This window comes from Paenibacillus sp. ACRRX (assembly GCF_022346885.1).
Lineage (GTDB): Bacteria > Bacillota > Bacilli > Paenibacillales > Paenibacillaceae > Paenibacillus_B.
Map to the genome: position 1 here is coordinate 179,814 of NZ_JAKRNK010000001.1, position 15,493 is coordinate 195,306.

Annotated in this window: 12 protein-coding genes, 1 pseudogene and 1 other annotated feature; of the genes and pseudogenes, 7 read left to right on the forward strand and 6 right to left on the reverse strand. The window is 44.6% G+C overall.

Annotation, left to right across the window (positions count from 1 at the left end; translation table 11 throughout):
• Positions 1-129: 129 nt before the first annotated feature.
• Positions 130-285 (reverse strand): hypothetical protein, encoded by a 156-nt coding sequence (locus MH117_RS00765; protein ID WP_239326428.1) that lies wholly within the window; start codon positions 283-285, stop codon positions 130-132.
• 41 nt (positions 286-326) lie between these two features.
• Here MH117_RS00765 and MH117_RS00770 point away from each other — a divergent pair, with 41 nt between their 5' ends.
• Complete coding sequence (locus MH117_RS00770) at positions 327-1,028, forward strand: MerR family transcriptional regulator (protein WP_239326430.1); 702 nt, start codon at positions 327-329, stop codon at positions 1,026-1,028.
• A complete protein-coding gene (locus tag MH117_RS00775) occupies positions 1,025-2,110 on the forward strand; it encodes an ankyrin repeat domain-containing protein (protein WP_239326432.1) in 1,086 nt (361 codons plus the stop codon). The genes MH117_RS00770 and MH117_RS00775 overlap by 4 nt, the downstream gene beginning before the upstream one ends.
• Before the next feature lie 201 nt (positions 2,111-2,311).
• On the opposite strand, the gene MH117_RS00780 is transcribed toward MH117_RS00775, so the two are convergent.
• Both MH117_RS00780 and MH117_RS00785 read right to left on the reverse strand, forming a co-directional pair.
• Entirely contained in the window at positions 2,312-3,154 is an 843-nt protein-coding gene (locus MH117_RS00780) for a DNA alkylation repair protein (RefSeq protein ID WP_239326434.1), read from the reverse strand.
• A gap of 168 nt (positions 3,155-3,322) precedes the next feature.
• Positions 3,323-4,015, reverse strand: coding sequence for a Crp/Fnr family transcriptional regulator (locus MH117_RS00785; RefSeq protein WP_239326436.1), 693 nt, complete (start codon positions 4,013-4,015; stop codon positions 3,323-3,325).
• A 197-nt stretch (positions 4,016-4,212) separates the two neighbouring features.
• Positions 4,213-4,442 (forward strand) — a binding site (T-box leader).
• A gap of 93 nt (positions 4,443-4,535) precedes the next feature.
• On the opposite strand from MH117_RS00785, the gene MH117_RS00790 reads away from it, so the two are divergent.
• The 5 genes and pseudogenes from MH117_RS00790 to MH117_RS00810 all read left to right on the forward strand — a co-directional run bounded on the left by MH117_RS00790 (position 4,536) and on the right by MH117_RS00810 (position 10,080).
• Positions 4,536-6,083 (forward strand): 2-isopropylmalate synthase, encoded by a 1,548-nt coding sequence (locus MH117_RS00790; protein WP_239326438.1) that lies wholly within the window; start codon positions 4,536-4,538, stop codon positions 6,081-6,083.
• A gap of 229 nt (positions 6,084-6,312) precedes the next feature.
• Positions 6,313-6,828, forward strand: a pseudogene (locus tag MH117_RS00795) (TerD family protein); the annotation flags it as partial.
• 69 nt (positions 6,829-6,897) lie between these two features.
• On the forward strand, positions 6,898-7,575 hold the full coding sequence (locus MH117_RS00800) for a vWA domain-containing protein (protein WP_239327709.1): 678 nt from the start codon (positions 6,898-6,900) through the stop codon (positions 7,573-7,575).
• Between the two features lie 111 nt (positions 7,576-7,686).
• Entirely contained in the window at positions 7,687-9,138 is a 1,452-nt protein-coding gene (pdxR, locus tag MH117_RS00805) for a MocR-like pyridoxine biosynthesis transcription factor PdxR (protein ID WP_239326440.1), read from the forward strand.
• A 12-nt stretch (positions 9,139-9,150) separates the two neighbouring features.
• Complete coding sequence (locus tag MH117_RS00810) at positions 9,151-10,080, forward strand: D-alanine--D-alanine ligase (protein WP_239326442.1); 930 nt, start codon at positions 9,151-9,153, stop codon at positions 10,078-10,080.
• Between the two features lie 242 nt (positions 10,081-10,322).
• On the opposite strand, the gene MH117_RS00815 is transcribed toward MH117_RS00810, so the two are convergent.
• The 3 genes from MH117_RS00815 to MH117_RS00825 all read right to left on the reverse strand — a co-directional run bounded on the left by MH117_RS00815 (position 10,323) and on the right by MH117_RS00825 (position 15,485).
• On the reverse strand, positions 10,323-11,675 hold the full coding sequence (locus MH117_RS00815) for a lytic polysaccharide monooxygenase (protein WP_239326444.1): 1,353 nt from the start codon (positions 11,673-11,675) through the stop codon (positions 10,323-10,325).
• Between the two features lie 408 nt (positions 11,676-12,083).
• Complete coding sequence (locus tag MH117_RS00820; RefSeq protein WP_239326446.1) at positions 12,084-13,901, reverse strand: ABC transporter substrate-binding protein; 1,818 nt, start codon at positions 13,899-13,901, stop codon at positions 12,084-12,086.
• 75 nt (positions 13,902-13,976) lie between these two features.
• Positions 13,977-15,485, reverse strand: coding sequence for an ABC transporter permease (locus tag MH117_RS00825; RefSeq protein ID WP_239326448.1), 1,509 nt, complete (start codon positions 15,483-15,485; stop codon positions 13,977-13,979).
• Positions 15,486-15,493: the final 8 nt, after the last annotated feature.

Sequence of the window (15,493 nt, forward strand, 5' to 3'; positions counted from 1 at the left end):
ACTTTTATGCTGTGACTTGGTATGGGCGGCCTATTTGTCTTGCACGTATTTCATAGTAATTGCATTTGCATGCTTAAGCGGGCAAGCCGCAGAAAAGGAGAGCAGGTGGAAAGTAGGGGATGGTTCTACTTATTCGTGCAAGCGGCTTTCAATAAGCCAAGGAACCAGTCCAAAAATGAGTACTAAAAGAGCAACGAATTCCTTATAGGACCATGGATCTGTACAAGGCCAGGTGGTTTCCTTTGTGGTGATTATGTTTTTTGCTGTACTAGGTGTTGCTTTCATTAGGTTTCCCCCTATAAGATTTAATATAGTGAGTTTATAGGGTGGCGCAACGTTACCTGCAAGAAGTATTTTCATTATTCCACAACTATACACCTAGCTTCAAAGAGGCGAGTGGCAGACGTTTATATTCAGAGGAAGACATGTTCCGAATGGAGAAGATAACGCTGCTAAAATCACTGTCACTACCGCTTAGTGAAATTGAGAGCCTGTTGGATGCATTGTCAATCCGTCAAATTCTTGAAGCCCATCAGAAATGTTTAGAGGGGAAAATGATCGAACTGCAAGAAAGTATGAACAATACAACATCGTTGCTTCATTTTCATGAGCTTGAAGGGCAGATTCACTGGGACACACTCTTGCCGCTTGTGCAGAGTCATCAGCCTGAACCTAAGCAGTGGCAGACTTACTTTAATGCTCAGGAGCTTGAAGTGCTGAATGCTCGCCTCCCTAAGTTAGAAAGTAACGACGCGGTTACTCGGGAGTGGATCAGGCTTATTGTGCGGATAGAAGACTGTATTCATAAAGGAATTCAACCGCAGTCGTCGGAGGCGGCAGCAATTGCTGAAGAGATCGAACGACTGTCTGAGTTAACATTTGCAGGTGACACTGCCTTAATGAATAAATTTTGGGAACTGCGTAAAGATCCGGCTTCCGCAGAACAAGGGTTAGTCCCTGTTCGTAAAGAAGTCATCCAATTTGTAGAGGAATGTCTAATTCCGCTGGAAGGAGTGAAACAAAAGTGATTAAGCTTAAAGATATCGGGAAATTCGACACAATCCCTGAGCTTGCGCAGCATATCTATGAGGGAAATATAGCCGCATTAAACAGCGCTTTGGCCGCTGGCTGGGACATCGAGCAGGGCATCGAACTTAGCCGTTATATCACATGCAGCCCGTTGGACATAGCTATTATTGCTGAGCAGTTGGAGGTGGTGAAGCTGCTCTGCGAGCATGGTGCAAATCTAAATGCAGCCGGTAGTCCTGCTTTTTTAACCGCCGTGCGCTATTGTGGAGCAGATATTGTACGTTACGTTGCAGCAAATGGAGCTAAGCTGGATGCGATCAATAACGTCAAGTCTGGTGCTTACGAGCAAGCCTATTATGGGAATAAGGCGAATATTCCGCTTATTGCGGAATTAGGGTTGGATATAACCAAACATGGCGGAAAAACGCTGAGAAAGGCGGTTGATAAGCATGATTTAAAAACAATCGATTATTTGCTGGAGCATGGCGTAGACATAAACTTTAACGAACCAGATATGGTATATCCCTATAAAGCTACCCCATTAACGGTCGCTGCTAGAAATGGAAATCTTAAAATGGTGAAGTATCTTGTCGAACGCGGAGCGGATGTGACTTTGACAGAAAAGGACGGCGAACGGGCGTATACGATTGCAGTAAGTAGTAAACATACCGAAATGGCTGACTATTTAAAAGCCATCGAACCTCCTGCATTTCATCATTTGGAAAATAAGCTGCAAGCATTAAAAAGTTATAAGCTGCCCAAAGATATGATAGCTTTCCTGTGTGGAGACCGGTTGCGCCTCGAATTGCCGGCCAACGAGTATGAGATTTATTATGTTGAATTTTTCTCGATAACGGACGTGATTGAGATGAAGGTAGGCCGGCAAAAGCTGCTGCGGCTGACTTCTGCAGTGGACAACTATTCGGACATCCTAATCGTCTGGAATCCCAAGAAAAAGTGTATCGGGTATTATGACGTAGAGCATCAGGTATATGCAGATGTGTGCAGTTTTGCTGAGTTTCTGCTGCAGCCTGAAGTTCATTTAGCCAATATCATAGAAGGTGAATGGTTAGTGGATTGAAGCACATAAGCCTAAGCATGGCTGGGGAGCAGCTAGTGTGACCATACAGGACCGCATACTAATATTTTACTTTAACAAGCTGTTGGCTGCTGATAGTTCTGAGGATGCGTAGGCGCAAGCCTTTACAAAGTAGACTCGTCTGTGTCGCAAAGCGATCAGGGCACCTAATCCTATAGGTCCCCTGATCACATAGAGGCAGCGTTATTTTATCGATTTTTTTATGATCGTTCTTTGGGCGCGGGCGACAATGCGCTTCGTATCTTTTGTACCGGATTGCTCGAGCCAAGTGTTACACGTTTTAAGCACCCATTCCGGTTTCGTTTTGCTGGCATCATTTAACCAATTTCCAACAGAGTCTTGTACGTATTTAGTGTGATCAGACTTTACTTGATCCAGAAGGGGAAACGCTAGTGCTGGGTTGTCTTTTAATTCCTGAATGTGTTTGGCCCATACCCCTTGAGGGCGAGTACACTCAATTGCAAACCTTCTAATATTGGCGTCATCGTCGCACACCCAGTTCTCAAACAGATGCAAGGCCTGCGTTAATTCCTTGGCGACGGGCTCCCGGACAGCCATCCATGCAATCTCTCGTACGCCAAAGTGGAGATCTGCTGCAAATGGGCGTATGGCTGTCAGTTTCTGAGAAAGAGATAATTGGTCATCAAGTCCGATTATATAAGCGGCCCAGCATCTGACACTATCAGAACAATGGTTGGCCAACGAGTCGAAGACTCGGCTGCGCTCCTCACTCGGGGACAGATTCAGCAGGTGAAGCCACCCTTTTGCGATGGCGGGAATTATCTTCATCATCTTTTTGTCAAGCAGCAGCTCCAGCTCTGATAGTATCACGTCTGTATGATGCTTTAGATCGAGTTCAACGATGACATGTCGGAGCAGCAAGGTATGATCAACTGCCAGCCATTCGGTCAAATTAACCGTCTGCAATTGTCCTGTTTGCAGCAGTTGCTGGACTTCATCTGGAATGTCCTTCACTTTTTGTGCACCTTTTCTGTACAATACATGATCAGGAATATTTATATGCATATACCTCTCTCTTCCCTTGGATGACGTAATGGTTACTCGGCAGTTGGTATTATGTTGTGCCTAACCGCGTATAGATTAAGCTATGTTGACTAAGGAAAGATGTAATCCAGTTTACAACTGTACAAATAAGAGACGAAAGTACTATTGCGACAGAGCACATTCTGAACACTAGAAAGACCAATTGGCTGCTCGCTCTATCCTTTTTTCTCGATGAATAGAGATACTTTTGAATCCAGTCTTTATGATTTCTTGCTCGGCAAGTTCACGTAAGACAGCTGATACTGCTTCTCTTGTGGCGCCTACCAAATGTGCTAATTCCTGATGAGTAATCGGCAGATTAATGAGATCATAATCTTTGTTACGCACTACACCGCACTGACTAGATAGCTTGTCTATCACATACAGAATCTTATCTTGTAGGTTTCCAAGCGCTAAATGTTGGGCCAAATGACTCATGCTGACTAGCCGTTCGCTTAATACTTGTATCAAGTTCATCATAAATTGAGGATGATGTATGAGGAAACTTTCAAATCTAGTCTTATCCATTAAGCAGATATGGCTCTCTTCAACCGTCTCGATGTACATGTCACGTGTGCCTAAGGAGATCCCAGCCATTTCGCCAAATACATTGCCCTCGCTTAGGATGTCCAAGGTGAATTGATTGCCCTCCACGTTTACCTTGTATAAGCGTACTTTTCCTTTTTTTATAAAATAAAGGCCTTCAGCAAATGTAGCTGGTGTTTGAATAAACGTGTATTTTGGAATCACGGTAATTGAAGTCAACTGTTCCATTTCAATTAGATCAGGGATGGAAAGTGAACGAAGTAGATTAAATTGAGACAAATATTGAATGTTATCCATGATCCCTCCTAGTCAAAGCCAATGGCATATGCAACACCTATCTACGGACTACTATATCAAAGTTATAGAGAAAGTGGTCATATCAGTTTCAGGAACTCGATGCTCGGATTAATGATGAGAAAACCGCTGTCTCGTGTAGAGTTTTTGCATATTGACAAAATATTTTAAGTGCCATATAATTGCAAATAATTTAACATCCAAATGTTAGGATTAGAAATAGTAGGAATAGGCAGACTTTTCAGAGAGCCGTTGGTTGGTGTGAAACGGCAATGTCTTATATTCCGAACTCGTCTATGAACAGCTGCCTGAATATGTAGGGTATGCCGGAGTTCCACCGTTACAGGGATAGATGGTGTTGGCCATCGAAGGAGATCATTTCTTAGGAAATGAATTAGAGTGGTACCGCGGGTTCAACCCCGTCTCTATACGTAGAGACGGGGTTTTTTTGTTGGCCAAATTCCGGGTTTGACCAACCCCGCTTCATATAGATATCTAAAAGAAGGCTCAGGAGGAGATGCAGATGAACCGCAAAATTATCGTCTTAGACACCACTTTGCGTGACGGAGAGCAAGTTCCAGGCGCTAAATTAAATGTACATCAAAAAATAGAGATGGCTCAGCAGTTAAAGCGGCTGAATGTAGATATTATCGAAGCGGGTTTCCCTGCTTCTTCAGCAGGAGATTTTCAAGCGGTGCAGCAGATTGTTCGTAGTGTCGGCGACAGCGTATCGATTACCGCACTGGCACGCGCAGTCAAAAGTGATATTGACGCTGTATATGAGAGTATTAAGTTGGCACAAAATCCGCTAATTCATATTGTACTGGGCACTTCAAACATCCATGTGGAGAAGAAATTTAATCGCTCCAAGGAAGCGGTTATGCAATTGGGGGTTGACGCGGTCAAGTATGCGAAGACTTTGCTGCCGCATGTGCAATACTCCACGGAGGATGCATCGCGATCAGATTTTGAATATTTGTGGAGCACAATTGAAGCGGTCGTTAAAGCCGGAGCTACCATGATTAACGTTCCTGATACGGTGGGATACGCTGTACCAGAGGAGTTCGGCGAGCTGATTCGTCGGATTAATGAACGCCTAAAAAATCTGGATGAGAGTGTCATCCTTAGTGTGCACTGTCACAATGATCTGGGAATGGCTACCTCCAATACGTTAAGCGCCATCAAAAATGGCGCCGATAAGATCGAGTGTACGATTAACGGTCTTGGCGAACGAGCAGGAAATGCCTCGTTGGAAGAGGTTGTAATGGGACTTAAAGTACGGGAGAACTATTACCATTGTTATACCAACATTCAGACGAAGGAACTTCTTCGGACATCAAAGCTGGTTACGTATTTGACAGGGCTGGATGTTCAGGTAAATAAGGCGATAACAGGGGAGAATGCTTTTGCCCATTCCTCCGGTATCCATCAAGACGGGTTATTAAAGGATAAACAAGTGTACGAGATTATGTCCCCCGAAGAGGTGGGTGCAGACAGCATGGAGCTGATTCTAACAGCTCGTTCAGGCCGCCACGCTTTCAAAAATGCTGTCGAGAAGATGGGCTTTGACGTCAGTGATGAAGCAGATTTTGAAGTGTTGTTTAATAAATTTCTGACATTGGCAGATGCCAAAAAAGAAGTGTACGATCACGATGTGTTCTACTTGGTAACGAATCATCGCACAGCGGATGAAGGCAGCAAGCAGTTGTACGAACTAACTTCTTTTCAGGTGGTTAGCAACGACTTATATCCGACGGCAACGGTCAAGTTAAAGAAAGGCACTGACACGGTTAAGGGCAGCGCAGTAGGAGACGGTCCTATCGATGCCCTGTACAGTGTAATTAAGACACTGGTTGGCTTGGATGTACAGCTGAAGGATTACAAAATTAACAGTTTGTCCAGAGGAAAAGAGGCGATCGGCCGTGTGAACATTCGAATTCAATATCAAGATAAGACCTATTCGGGTCGTGCGATGGATATGGATATTTTAAAAGCCAGTGCCAATGCGTTCTTGAACGCGATTAACGCGATCTTGTTAGATGCAGATGCAGATATAGATCAAGAGGCATAGTAGGCATTGACGACGTAGAGATGGGACGCTGAACGATCAGTTTCCATCTCTATAAATATTTAGAGGTTCCTATGGAGAATAAAACGTTTGAGATCATATCCCAATAGTGTGGTTACATAGAAGCTACTTCTACGCTATAATTGAAGTAAATAATTCCATTTTTACTAGAATGTCGGTAGTTCTATCTAGTTGAATGGTCTATTTAGTTGCTAGATAAGGGGATATGCTGATGAAGTTGTTAAAAGGCCAGAAGATAGATATTACAAAGGGTAGAAACATACTTAACCTTAGTTTGCGGTTCGACTGGACCACAAAACATACGGCTATGAGTGTCGATGCTGCTGCTTTTATTCTAAATGATCAGGGCCGTTGTGTCCGGGATGAACATTTCATTTTTTATGGGAATGCGGCTGCTCCTCATGGAGAAGTAAGGCACTCTTCGGCTGATGGGACAGAGAAGGAAGTTGTACATATTGCATTTAGCAAGCTGTCAGAAAGTGCTGCGCGTATTGCATTTACATTGACGATTTATGAAGGAGAACAACAGGGGCATCATATGAGTGATGTCTCCGATATGTATGTTCAGCTTATAGATACAGACAGCGGCGAAGTATTATGCCAGTATACATATGGGATGGATTTGACGCGCGAAACTGCGATTGTGGTAGGTGAACTCTACAGATATAACGATGAATGGAAGTTCAATGCTATAGGCAGCGGCTTCTACGGAGGATTGGCTGCATTATGTACTCACTTTGGACTTGAGATCGAGGAGCCTACCGGTGAGGTAGCGGCAGCTGTAGAGGAAAAGGTAATGGCGCCCATTGATCTGCGAAAGCAAAAGGTACAATATACGCTGGAGAAGAAGAAACTTCAAGGCGTGGTGGCAAGAGTAGGCATCGTACTTGATATTTCTGGATCGATGAGGAAGCTGTATATGAACGGTACTGTACAAGAAGTAGTAGAACGTATTCTAGCAGTAGCCTGCTCATTTGATGATAACGCTACATTAGATGTATGGGTATACGATTCTCAGTACAGTCGATTGCCTTCTGTAACCGAACAGGATATTGCAGGCTATGTGAATCGACATATATTAAACAACAGTGAGGTCAATAAATTTGGCGCGAATAATGAGCCGCCTGTCATGCGCGATGTCATTCATAAGTATACAGAAGAAGAGGAGTCCGCGACGCCTGTATTTGTTATATTTATTAATGATGGCGGTGTGGTTAAGTCAATCAAGAAAGTAATTACAACAGCTTCGGTTCAGCCTATTTTCTGGCAGTTTGTTGGGATTGGACATTCAGACTTTGAGGTGTTGAAGAAGCTGGATACGATGGAAGGCAGGATTGTGGATAATGCCAACTTTATTCATGTTGATGATATTGGCGCTATATCCGACGAATCGTTGTACGATCAATTGCTGAATGAATTTCCATTGTGGCTAAAGGCGGCCAGGGAGAAGAGGATCATAAGGGATTCGCACTAATTAAATGGATCTTGTTATACCACCTGAACCACCTACGGCGAAATATACCGGGAGCGTGGTTCTTTTGTTATCCCGCTATGTGTGCCATTATCAAGAAGGGGAGGCGAAGCGATGTTTCAACAATTCAAGCCGCAGGCAGGTCGTTCTACTGCAGTCCAATTAAAAGAATACATTCAACAATTTATTATTAATGGAGTCCTTCAAGCGGAGCAGAAGCTTCCCTCTACCCGTGAACTCAGCTTATTGTTGAACTTGAGCCGCAATACGGTTATTTTGGCATATCAAGGTTTGGAAGAGGATGGTTTCGTTTATGTTAGGCGAGGAAATGGAAGTTATGTTTCGGCTTTTTCGAAGCCTGCAGCGATTTCCCCGTGCAGTATAGATTGGAAAAGACGTGTAAATAACCATGCACGTATGGCAGACTCTTTGGACATTATGAAGCGAGGAATACGGGCCGAAGAAGGTATGATTCGGTTTACAAGCATTGCGCCTGATGAAAAGTTATTTGACGTGGACCATGTGAAGCGCGCATTTCTCGATCGAATGGCCATCGAGGGCAGCACACTGTTGAACTATGGATATGCCAAAGGATATAAGCCCTTAATTGATTATCTATTTCATTATATGGAAAAAAAAGGTGTTAACCTAAAGGGCAAAGATATGTTGATTACGAATGGCTTTACGGAAGGATTGGATATTGTTTTGTCTGCGCTAAAGCGGGATAACGGCGCTGTGTTGTGTGAGAACCCAACGCACCATACGGCCATTAAGCAGTTCAGGCTGCAAGGGTACGACGTTACAGGCATACCAATGGAGCGCGACGGTATTCATCTTCAGGAATTGGAGCGCGCTGTTCAGGCGCAGTCATACGATTGTGCTTATGTAGTACCTTCGTATCACAACCCGACAGGCATTGTGATGTCTCCCGCTAAACGATTAAAGCTGCTGCAGGTCATGGCGAATTATGATATTCCGATTATTGAAGATGGTTTTAATGAAGAGCTGCGTTATTCCGGCGCCCATGTGTCCCCCTTAATGGCAGCTGCGGGCCGAGGTAATAACGTTATTTATTTGGGAAGCTTCTCTAAAGTTCTTTTTCCGGGACTGCGTGTAGGATGGGTGCTTGCTGATCAAGAGTTAATATATTATTTGGAAAGCATAAAGCGGGCGCGCAGTATCCATACATCGACACTGGATCAATCGCTTTTATATCAGTATTTGCATAACGGTAATATGGAGAAATATGTGAAACGGGCGCGAGCTGTATACCGTCAAAAATATGAATGGACGAAACAATGCTGTGAAACCTATATCCCTTATGCAAAGCTGTCCGGAGACGGAGGACTTCATCTTTTTATAGAATTCGACGCTGCTTTTGACACAAGCGTATTGCTTGAGGCTTGCGCTCGTCAAGGCGTATTGTTTACGCCGGGGGATCAATTTTATACGAACGGGTTAGGGCAACATGCGATGAGAATTGGCTTCTCCAGATTGACAGCAGAAGAGATTAGTCAGGGAATTCGGATTATCGGCGACACAGCCAAACATATTATGGGATTGTAAGGTGGTGCAAGGATGAAAGTGGGCGTCATTATGGGCGGAGATTCCTCGGAGCGAGAGGTATCCATGCAGACAGGGCAGGAAATGCTGCTTCACTTGGATCGGAATAAATATGAAGTTGTTCCTATCGAAATATCGAATCGGCATGAGCTTATTGAGCGGGTAAAAGGGATTGATATGGCATTGCTTGCTCTGCATGGCACGTATGGAGAAGACGGAACAGTACAGGGCGCGCTGGAGTCGATGGGCATTCCATATACGGGCAGCGGGGTGCTGTCTAGCAGTATATGTATGAATAAAGATGTGTCAAAGAGACTCATGAGAAGTGAAGGGATTCGCACTCCAGAATGGAAATGTTGGAGCAGTATGGAAGAATATGACCCAGAAGTGGTAGAACTCTTAGGATTTCCGTTAATCGTAAAACCCAATTGCGGCGGATCAAGTGTTGGTACGGAGTTGGTACGGAGCCGTGAAGCATTGTATGCGGCTGTACAAAACGCTTTTCAATGGGACAGAACGGTGATGATTGAAGAATATATCAGTGGTCAGGAGATAACTTGTTCCTTGTTAAATGGCGAGATGCTTCCGATCATCGGTATTAGATTGTTACAATCGGATTGGTTTGATTATCGCTGCAAGTATGACGATGGAGGGGCGGAAGAGCAGGTTATACAATTGTCTGCTGAGATTACACGAAACGTTACGGAAGCAGCACTTGCTTGTTACCGTATCATGAAGTGCAGTGTGTATGCACGCGTTGACATGATACTAAGGGACGGTGTTCCTTATGTTCTGGAGGTAAATACGCTGCCAGGTATGACAACGAACAGCCTGCTGCCCAAAAGCGCTTCTGCCGCTGGTCTAACGTTCAGTCAATTGCTGGACTGTATCATTGAACAGTCGTGGTCAGCACGAGCGCCACATGTAGGTAGCATAACAAGATAGGGACCCGATCAGCGTCCGGGACCGGCGCATGATAAATATTGAAGCACCTCCACAACCACGCGATTTGTGGGAGCAGAGGTGCTTGATTTGTTGTACGGATATTTACGGTGACGCGAGTTCTTTTAGCTGTGTTCCACTGAGAGGGTATGAGATCAGTAGTGTAGAAAGTGGAGCGGAATAATCGCTAATATTCCTTGCAGATCCATTCATTTGCAGCTCAATTGTATAGTTATGGCCTGTTGTTACTTTAGCGTCCATAGTGCAGGTACGTTTGGCGGCTCCCAGCCAACCAGAGAGAGGTGCGGCTGACGTGCCTCATAGGTCTTGCCGTTGTAAGAGACGAGGTCACCCTGTGCGTACGACGTATTTGCGGCCCATGGTGTAATGCTTGGTCCGCTGCTTGTGGTTACGCTGACTGCATTACTGTCAGCAGATATGTTGCCTGCGGCATCGATTGCGCGTGCTGTAAAGGTGTATGCCGTATTGGCCGTCAAGCCAGTAACGGTATACGTGAGCGTCGTTCCATTTGTCGTCGTGACCAATGTTGAGCCGTTATAGATCTGGTAACCAGTAACGCCAACGTTATCGGTTGCCGCATTCCAACTTAACTTGACACTTGTGGCGGTAACATTCGCCGCTAATAAATTCGTCGGGGACGTAGGTGCAGCATGATCAGGCGGTAATGCAAGTGTCGTAAAGGCGACTGCATTGCTTGCCGTAGAACTGTTTCCTGCAGCGTCAATCGCACGGACGGTTAACGTATAAGGTGTGGTTGGTGTCAGTCCTGTGAGGTTGTAAGTTAAAGCTGTTCCGTTGGTTGTTGTAGCTAACAAGGTTGAACCGTTATAAATTTTGTATCCGCTGACACCTACGTTATCGGTCGAAGCCCCCCAAGTCACTGTTGCACTAGTAGGAGCAATGTTCGAAACCGCTAGGTTTGTCGGAACGGTCGGCGCACTAGTATCAACAGGCGAACCACCGCCAAAGTCGACGTCAATCACGTTATAGAATGCATTGGCCGTATCCGCGATTTCCCATACAGCCAAAATGACCTGATATCCTGTACGACTAGGCACGTTACAAGTATCGGAGTAGGAGTGTGGGGGCTGTTTGCCCTTGTAGTTCACGTTGCAGAACGGCGTAAGGTCAAACGCAGCTCGGCTTAACGGAGCGTTAGCATTCCAGTCCTGCTTAGTGATGTAGTACTTCCAGCTAGTGGTGGCGTGATTGGCCTCGATAGTCCAGTGGAACGTCGTCGTTCCAGGTGTAATGTTGACCTTGCTCCAGCGAGTAGCGGACTGCTGGTCAAGTTCCGGGAAAGCGCCTGATGCGCTGGCAATCTTGCCGTCTGCCGGACCTGCGGCAGGAAAGCCCTTATAAGCTTCAAGGCTTTGCGGCTCATAAATAATAAAGCCGCAGTTTTTGTTAATGCCGCGAGCGCATAGGTCTGCGCGGCTGCTAGGCGAATCAATGTAGCCGTGAGCGAAAGCTTTCCCTGCAAACAACATCATGGCAACTGTAAGTACTAAAGCCATGCCAGCCGCGAACAACAACTTTACAAATAATGCATGATAAGTACGATTTAAAACGAACATCATATTCCTCCTTTAATGGTTAAATCGGGATACTGATCAGACAGAATACTGCACAGTAGTACCTGCTTAGTGCGAGACCTCCCTTCTTTACGGCTGCAAAAATATAATCGCTGTAACCTCCTTGCTTAAAGAAGTATGTATATAAACTCAGGTTGAGCTTATATCGGATATGCAGCGTCAAATCCATTCATGTGCATTGAGAAAATGTAATAGTCAGTAGATGACAACATTTTTTCATTTCTAAATTTATTTTTACTTTAAAATATATAGACTAAAAATATTTTGCGTAGAAGCAAGTGAAGCCGAAAATAGAGGTAGCAGCAGTTTGATACTCACAAAAGAAATAAAAGACAAATGCAGATGGAAACTGCATTTGTCTTTTAAGAGGGGTAGAGAACTTTACTTAATTTACTTTACGCTTGCTTTGTATTTGTCCAAATACTCTTTTGCTCTTGCAGGGTCAGACTTTAGCTCATTGCCCGTTGTAACGAGCGGGCTAACTGTAGAGACGGCTTTAAATTTATTATTGTTATAGAATTGCAGGAATTCGTCCTGATTAATGGAATACAAGACAGCTTTTCTCAAATCCTCGTTCTTGGCCACATCACGATTACCCGTATTAAACAACAAGTAAGATACCGCATTGCTTGGCAACGTTTGAAGTGCTAGCTTGGAGTCGCCTTTTACCAGATCGAATTTCGTTTCAGGTACGCCGTAGTAAACATGAATCTCACCGCTGCGCAGTGCTGACAATGCACTGTCTGCATCCTTGATAAAGCGAAGCTTGATGTTTGTAATTTTAGGCTCGTGAGCTGTGCCTTTCAAGTAGCCCGGATTTTTAATAAAGACCGCTTCATAGTCATTTTTATGCGATAAAATATAAGGTCCGCTTGCATACAAGGTATTATTGTATTTGTTTCCTTCGGTTACGGTGTTTTGATCGCCGTAAGGAACGTCTTTGTTTACATCAAATTTAGCCACATCATACGTATTAATGCTTTCGACTTGTTTTTTGGATACGATGCCGCCTGATTGGTGAGCAAGGTAATTCAGGACTTGCGGGAATGGCGCTGTTGTCGTCAGCTTAATAACTTGATATTTTCCGTCTTTGCTGCTAGCTTTTGTCTTGTCTGCGACAAGCTCTTTAATAGGGGCTGCAAGCCCTTTTTCTAACGCTGCTTTGATCGTCTCATTGCTTCCAGACTGATTGATAGTTTCTAGTGATTTAAGGTCTGTTATGGCCTCAACGTTCTTAATATGCTCGTGCAAGCTGTACGTACGATGGTCAGGCACCGAATTTTTGTCTTTGGCACGATTCAGAGAGAAAATAACATCATCTGCCCCTACACGCTCTCCAGTGTCTACTGCAGCTTTGTTTGTAACTTTTGCAAAATGAATATCATCTCTCAACACAAAGTAATACTCCGAATTGCCTTCTGCAATTGAATGGTTGTAGGACAAGGAGCCCTCTGTTGTAATCTTGTCATCGTCAGTCAAGTTCAGCAGACGAACATACATATTGGTATTAATCATATTAATAGAACCGTCATTGCCTTTGATCGGATCGAGAGAGGTCAACACGGATGTCGCTTGTGTTAACAGCAGTGGATCGGTATTACGCTTTGACGTATCTTTGAAGTCGATATCTTCCCACACGAGGGAGCGAGATTTCGACAGACGAACGGAATCTTTGTTCAGCACTTCTTGGTTAAGCCCTTGTGATTTTAATGAGCTGTATAAGGGCGCGATATAGGCTTTATCAAATACGAGCTTTTGTTCTAATTGCTTGTAAGTGTCAACAAATTGCTCCGGTGTTTGTGTGGAAGCTTGATCAATCAGCTTGTCGAGATCGGGATCAGCTATGATGCTGTAGTCCCCGCCAGTCTTGAATAATGATCTGACGGCATAATCCGGATTGCCCGTTACAGTTGTCCAGCCAGAGAGGGAAACATCATAATTGCCTGCCTCTTCCTGTGCTTTAAAGCTGCCATAATCAGGCTGAATGTTCAACTTGACGTTAAACCCGTTTTTGGTTAACTGATCGCGAACAATGTTGAGATCAGATTCACCAGAGCTCATGCCAAGCAGCTCAATGGTAACAGCGCTTTTGTTGGTTGTATCCTGTGAAGGAGGATTTTCGACGACATCTTTCTTGGTGTTGACCTGGCATCCGCTAATGACGACCGCAAAGGCGATTAATAATAGGAACCATGGACTTTTTTTCATTGTGTTGGACCTCCTGAATGATAAGTATTTAACATATTTAGATATGGATAGCTGTGATGCATGGCTGCCACAATGTTAATCAAGTTTAGGATCGAGCGCGTCCCGCAGGCCGTCCCCAAGGAAGTTAAAGGATAAGACCAGCATAATGATGGCTAGACCCGGATAGATGGCCAGATAGGAGTGAGATTCCAGATACGCACTGCCGATCTTCAGAATGTTGCCCCATTCCGGTATTTGCGGTTCGACGCCCAGTCCCAAATAGCTTAAGCTGCTAGTTGAAATAACGGCTGCACCGATTGTTAAAGTAGATTTGACAATCATGGGAGCCAGCGAATTAGGCACGATATGTTTAAAAATGATTGACATATTCCCAGACCCAAATGCACGTGCAGCCTCTACAAACTCATACGTAGATACAAGCATGACATTAGCTCGCATCGTTCGTGCATAAGAGGGGATCGCTCCTATACTGAGTGCCAAAATCAGGTTTACGGTATTAGCCCCGAAGGCCGCGATGATAGCAATCGCGAGCAAAATGCCAGGAATAGCGTACAGAATGTCCAACATACGCATAATGACGTTGTCTGTTCGACGTCCGTAGTAACCAGCTATCGCGCCAAGTACACCGCCTATAACTACTGGGATCGCGGTGGACAGCATGCCAACAACCAAGGAAATGCGTGCACCAAAGATGATGCGTGAAAACAAACATCTGCCGAAATTGTCTGTGCCAAACGGATAAGCTAAGCTGGGCTGCTGTAATATCGCCCCGTAGTTGTTATCAATGGCAAGTGCATAATCAAATGTAAAATAACTGCAGATGGAGATGGAGAACAGAAACACGATAAAAAATAAGCCAATCATCGAGGTTGTGCTCCGTGTTAATCTCTCCAGCACCGTTTCCCACTTGCTGGTGGACTGATAGCTCGCTTTACGAATCTTGGCGAGTAACGTAAGCCCTAGCAGCAGCGCAAACAAGTTGCCTGTAACAGAGGTTAGGATAAGCAGGTATGCTATAATCCGCAGGCGTGGATGAACACGCTCTCTGCTTACATACTTGGCGATGATTAAAAGAGTGATCAAGTAAAAGACAGTCAGGATCACGAGTACAAACATAGCGGGCAGAAATGTATCCGTCACATAAGGCTTAAATAAATTAAGGCCGGATACAGCAATAATAAATAGTTGTGTGAGCAGCATGTACACGGCTAATGTGTACTCCGCGCTTTTATTACGCTTAATGAGTCCAAAAGCTGCAGTCGCGATAAACACGTTGCCTGCTGCGATGCTCAACAGTTGAATATAGCCAATTGCCCTGATCTTTCCCTGGATATGGCCAACGCGTACAAGGTCCCGCCGAATCAAGAGGGCAAGAGCCAGTTGGATGACGGTAAACAGGGCATATACAACAAAACCGATAAATACGTAAGGTTTAATCACCTGCTCGGTAAGGCTGTAGCTGTTAAGCAGCAATAAGATCGTCAGCGCCAGGGATACAATCCAAGCCAGGTTCGCCTGGCCATATTCAGGAGATGTCTTTAATCGATATCTCAATTCTTGGGTATGAATAAGCTTCTTTGTCATGTCGACAC

Bases quoted from the DNA above. Each gene is read 5' to 3' on its own strand.
- MH117_RS00765 (WP_239326428.1), bottom strand. From the start codon at position 285: ATGAAAGCAACACCTAGTACAGCAAAAAACATAATCACCACAAAGGAA.
- MH117_RS00820 (WP_239326446.1), bottom strand. From the start codon at position 13,901: ATGAAAAAAAGTCCATGGTTCCTATTATTAATCGCCTTTGCGGTCGTC.
- MH117_RS00785 (WP_239326436.1), bottom strand. From the start codon at position 4,015: ATGGATAACATTCAATATTTGTCTCAATTTAATCTACTTCGTTCACTT.
- MH117_RS00790 (WP_239326438.1), top strand. From the start codon at position 4,536: ATGAACCGCAAAATTATCGTCTTAGACACCACTTTGCGTGACGGAGAG.
- MH117_RS00810 (WP_239326442.1), top strand. From the start codon at position 9,151: ATGAAAGTGGGCGTCATTATGGGCGGAGATTCCTCGGAGCGAGAGGTA.
- pdxR (WP_239326440.1), top strand. From the start codon at position 7,687: ATGTTTCAACAATTCAAGCCGCAGGCAGGTCGTTCTACTGCAGTCCAA.
- MH117_RS00815 (WP_239326444.1), bottom strand. From the start codon at position 11,675: ATGTTCGTTTTAAATCGTACTTATCATGCATTATTTGTAAAGTTGTTG.
- MH117_RS00800 (WP_239327709.1), top strand. From the start codon at position 6,898: ATGGCGCCCATTGATCTGCGAAAGCAAAAGGTACAATATACGCTGGAG.
- MH117_RS00780 (WP_239326434.1), bottom strand. From the start codon at position 3,154: ATGCATATAAATATTCCTGATCATGTATTGTACAGAAAAGGTGCACAA.
- MH117_RS00825 (WP_239326448.1), bottom strand. From the start codon at position 15,485: ATGACAAAGAAGCTTATTCATACCCAAGAATTGAGATATCGATTAAAG.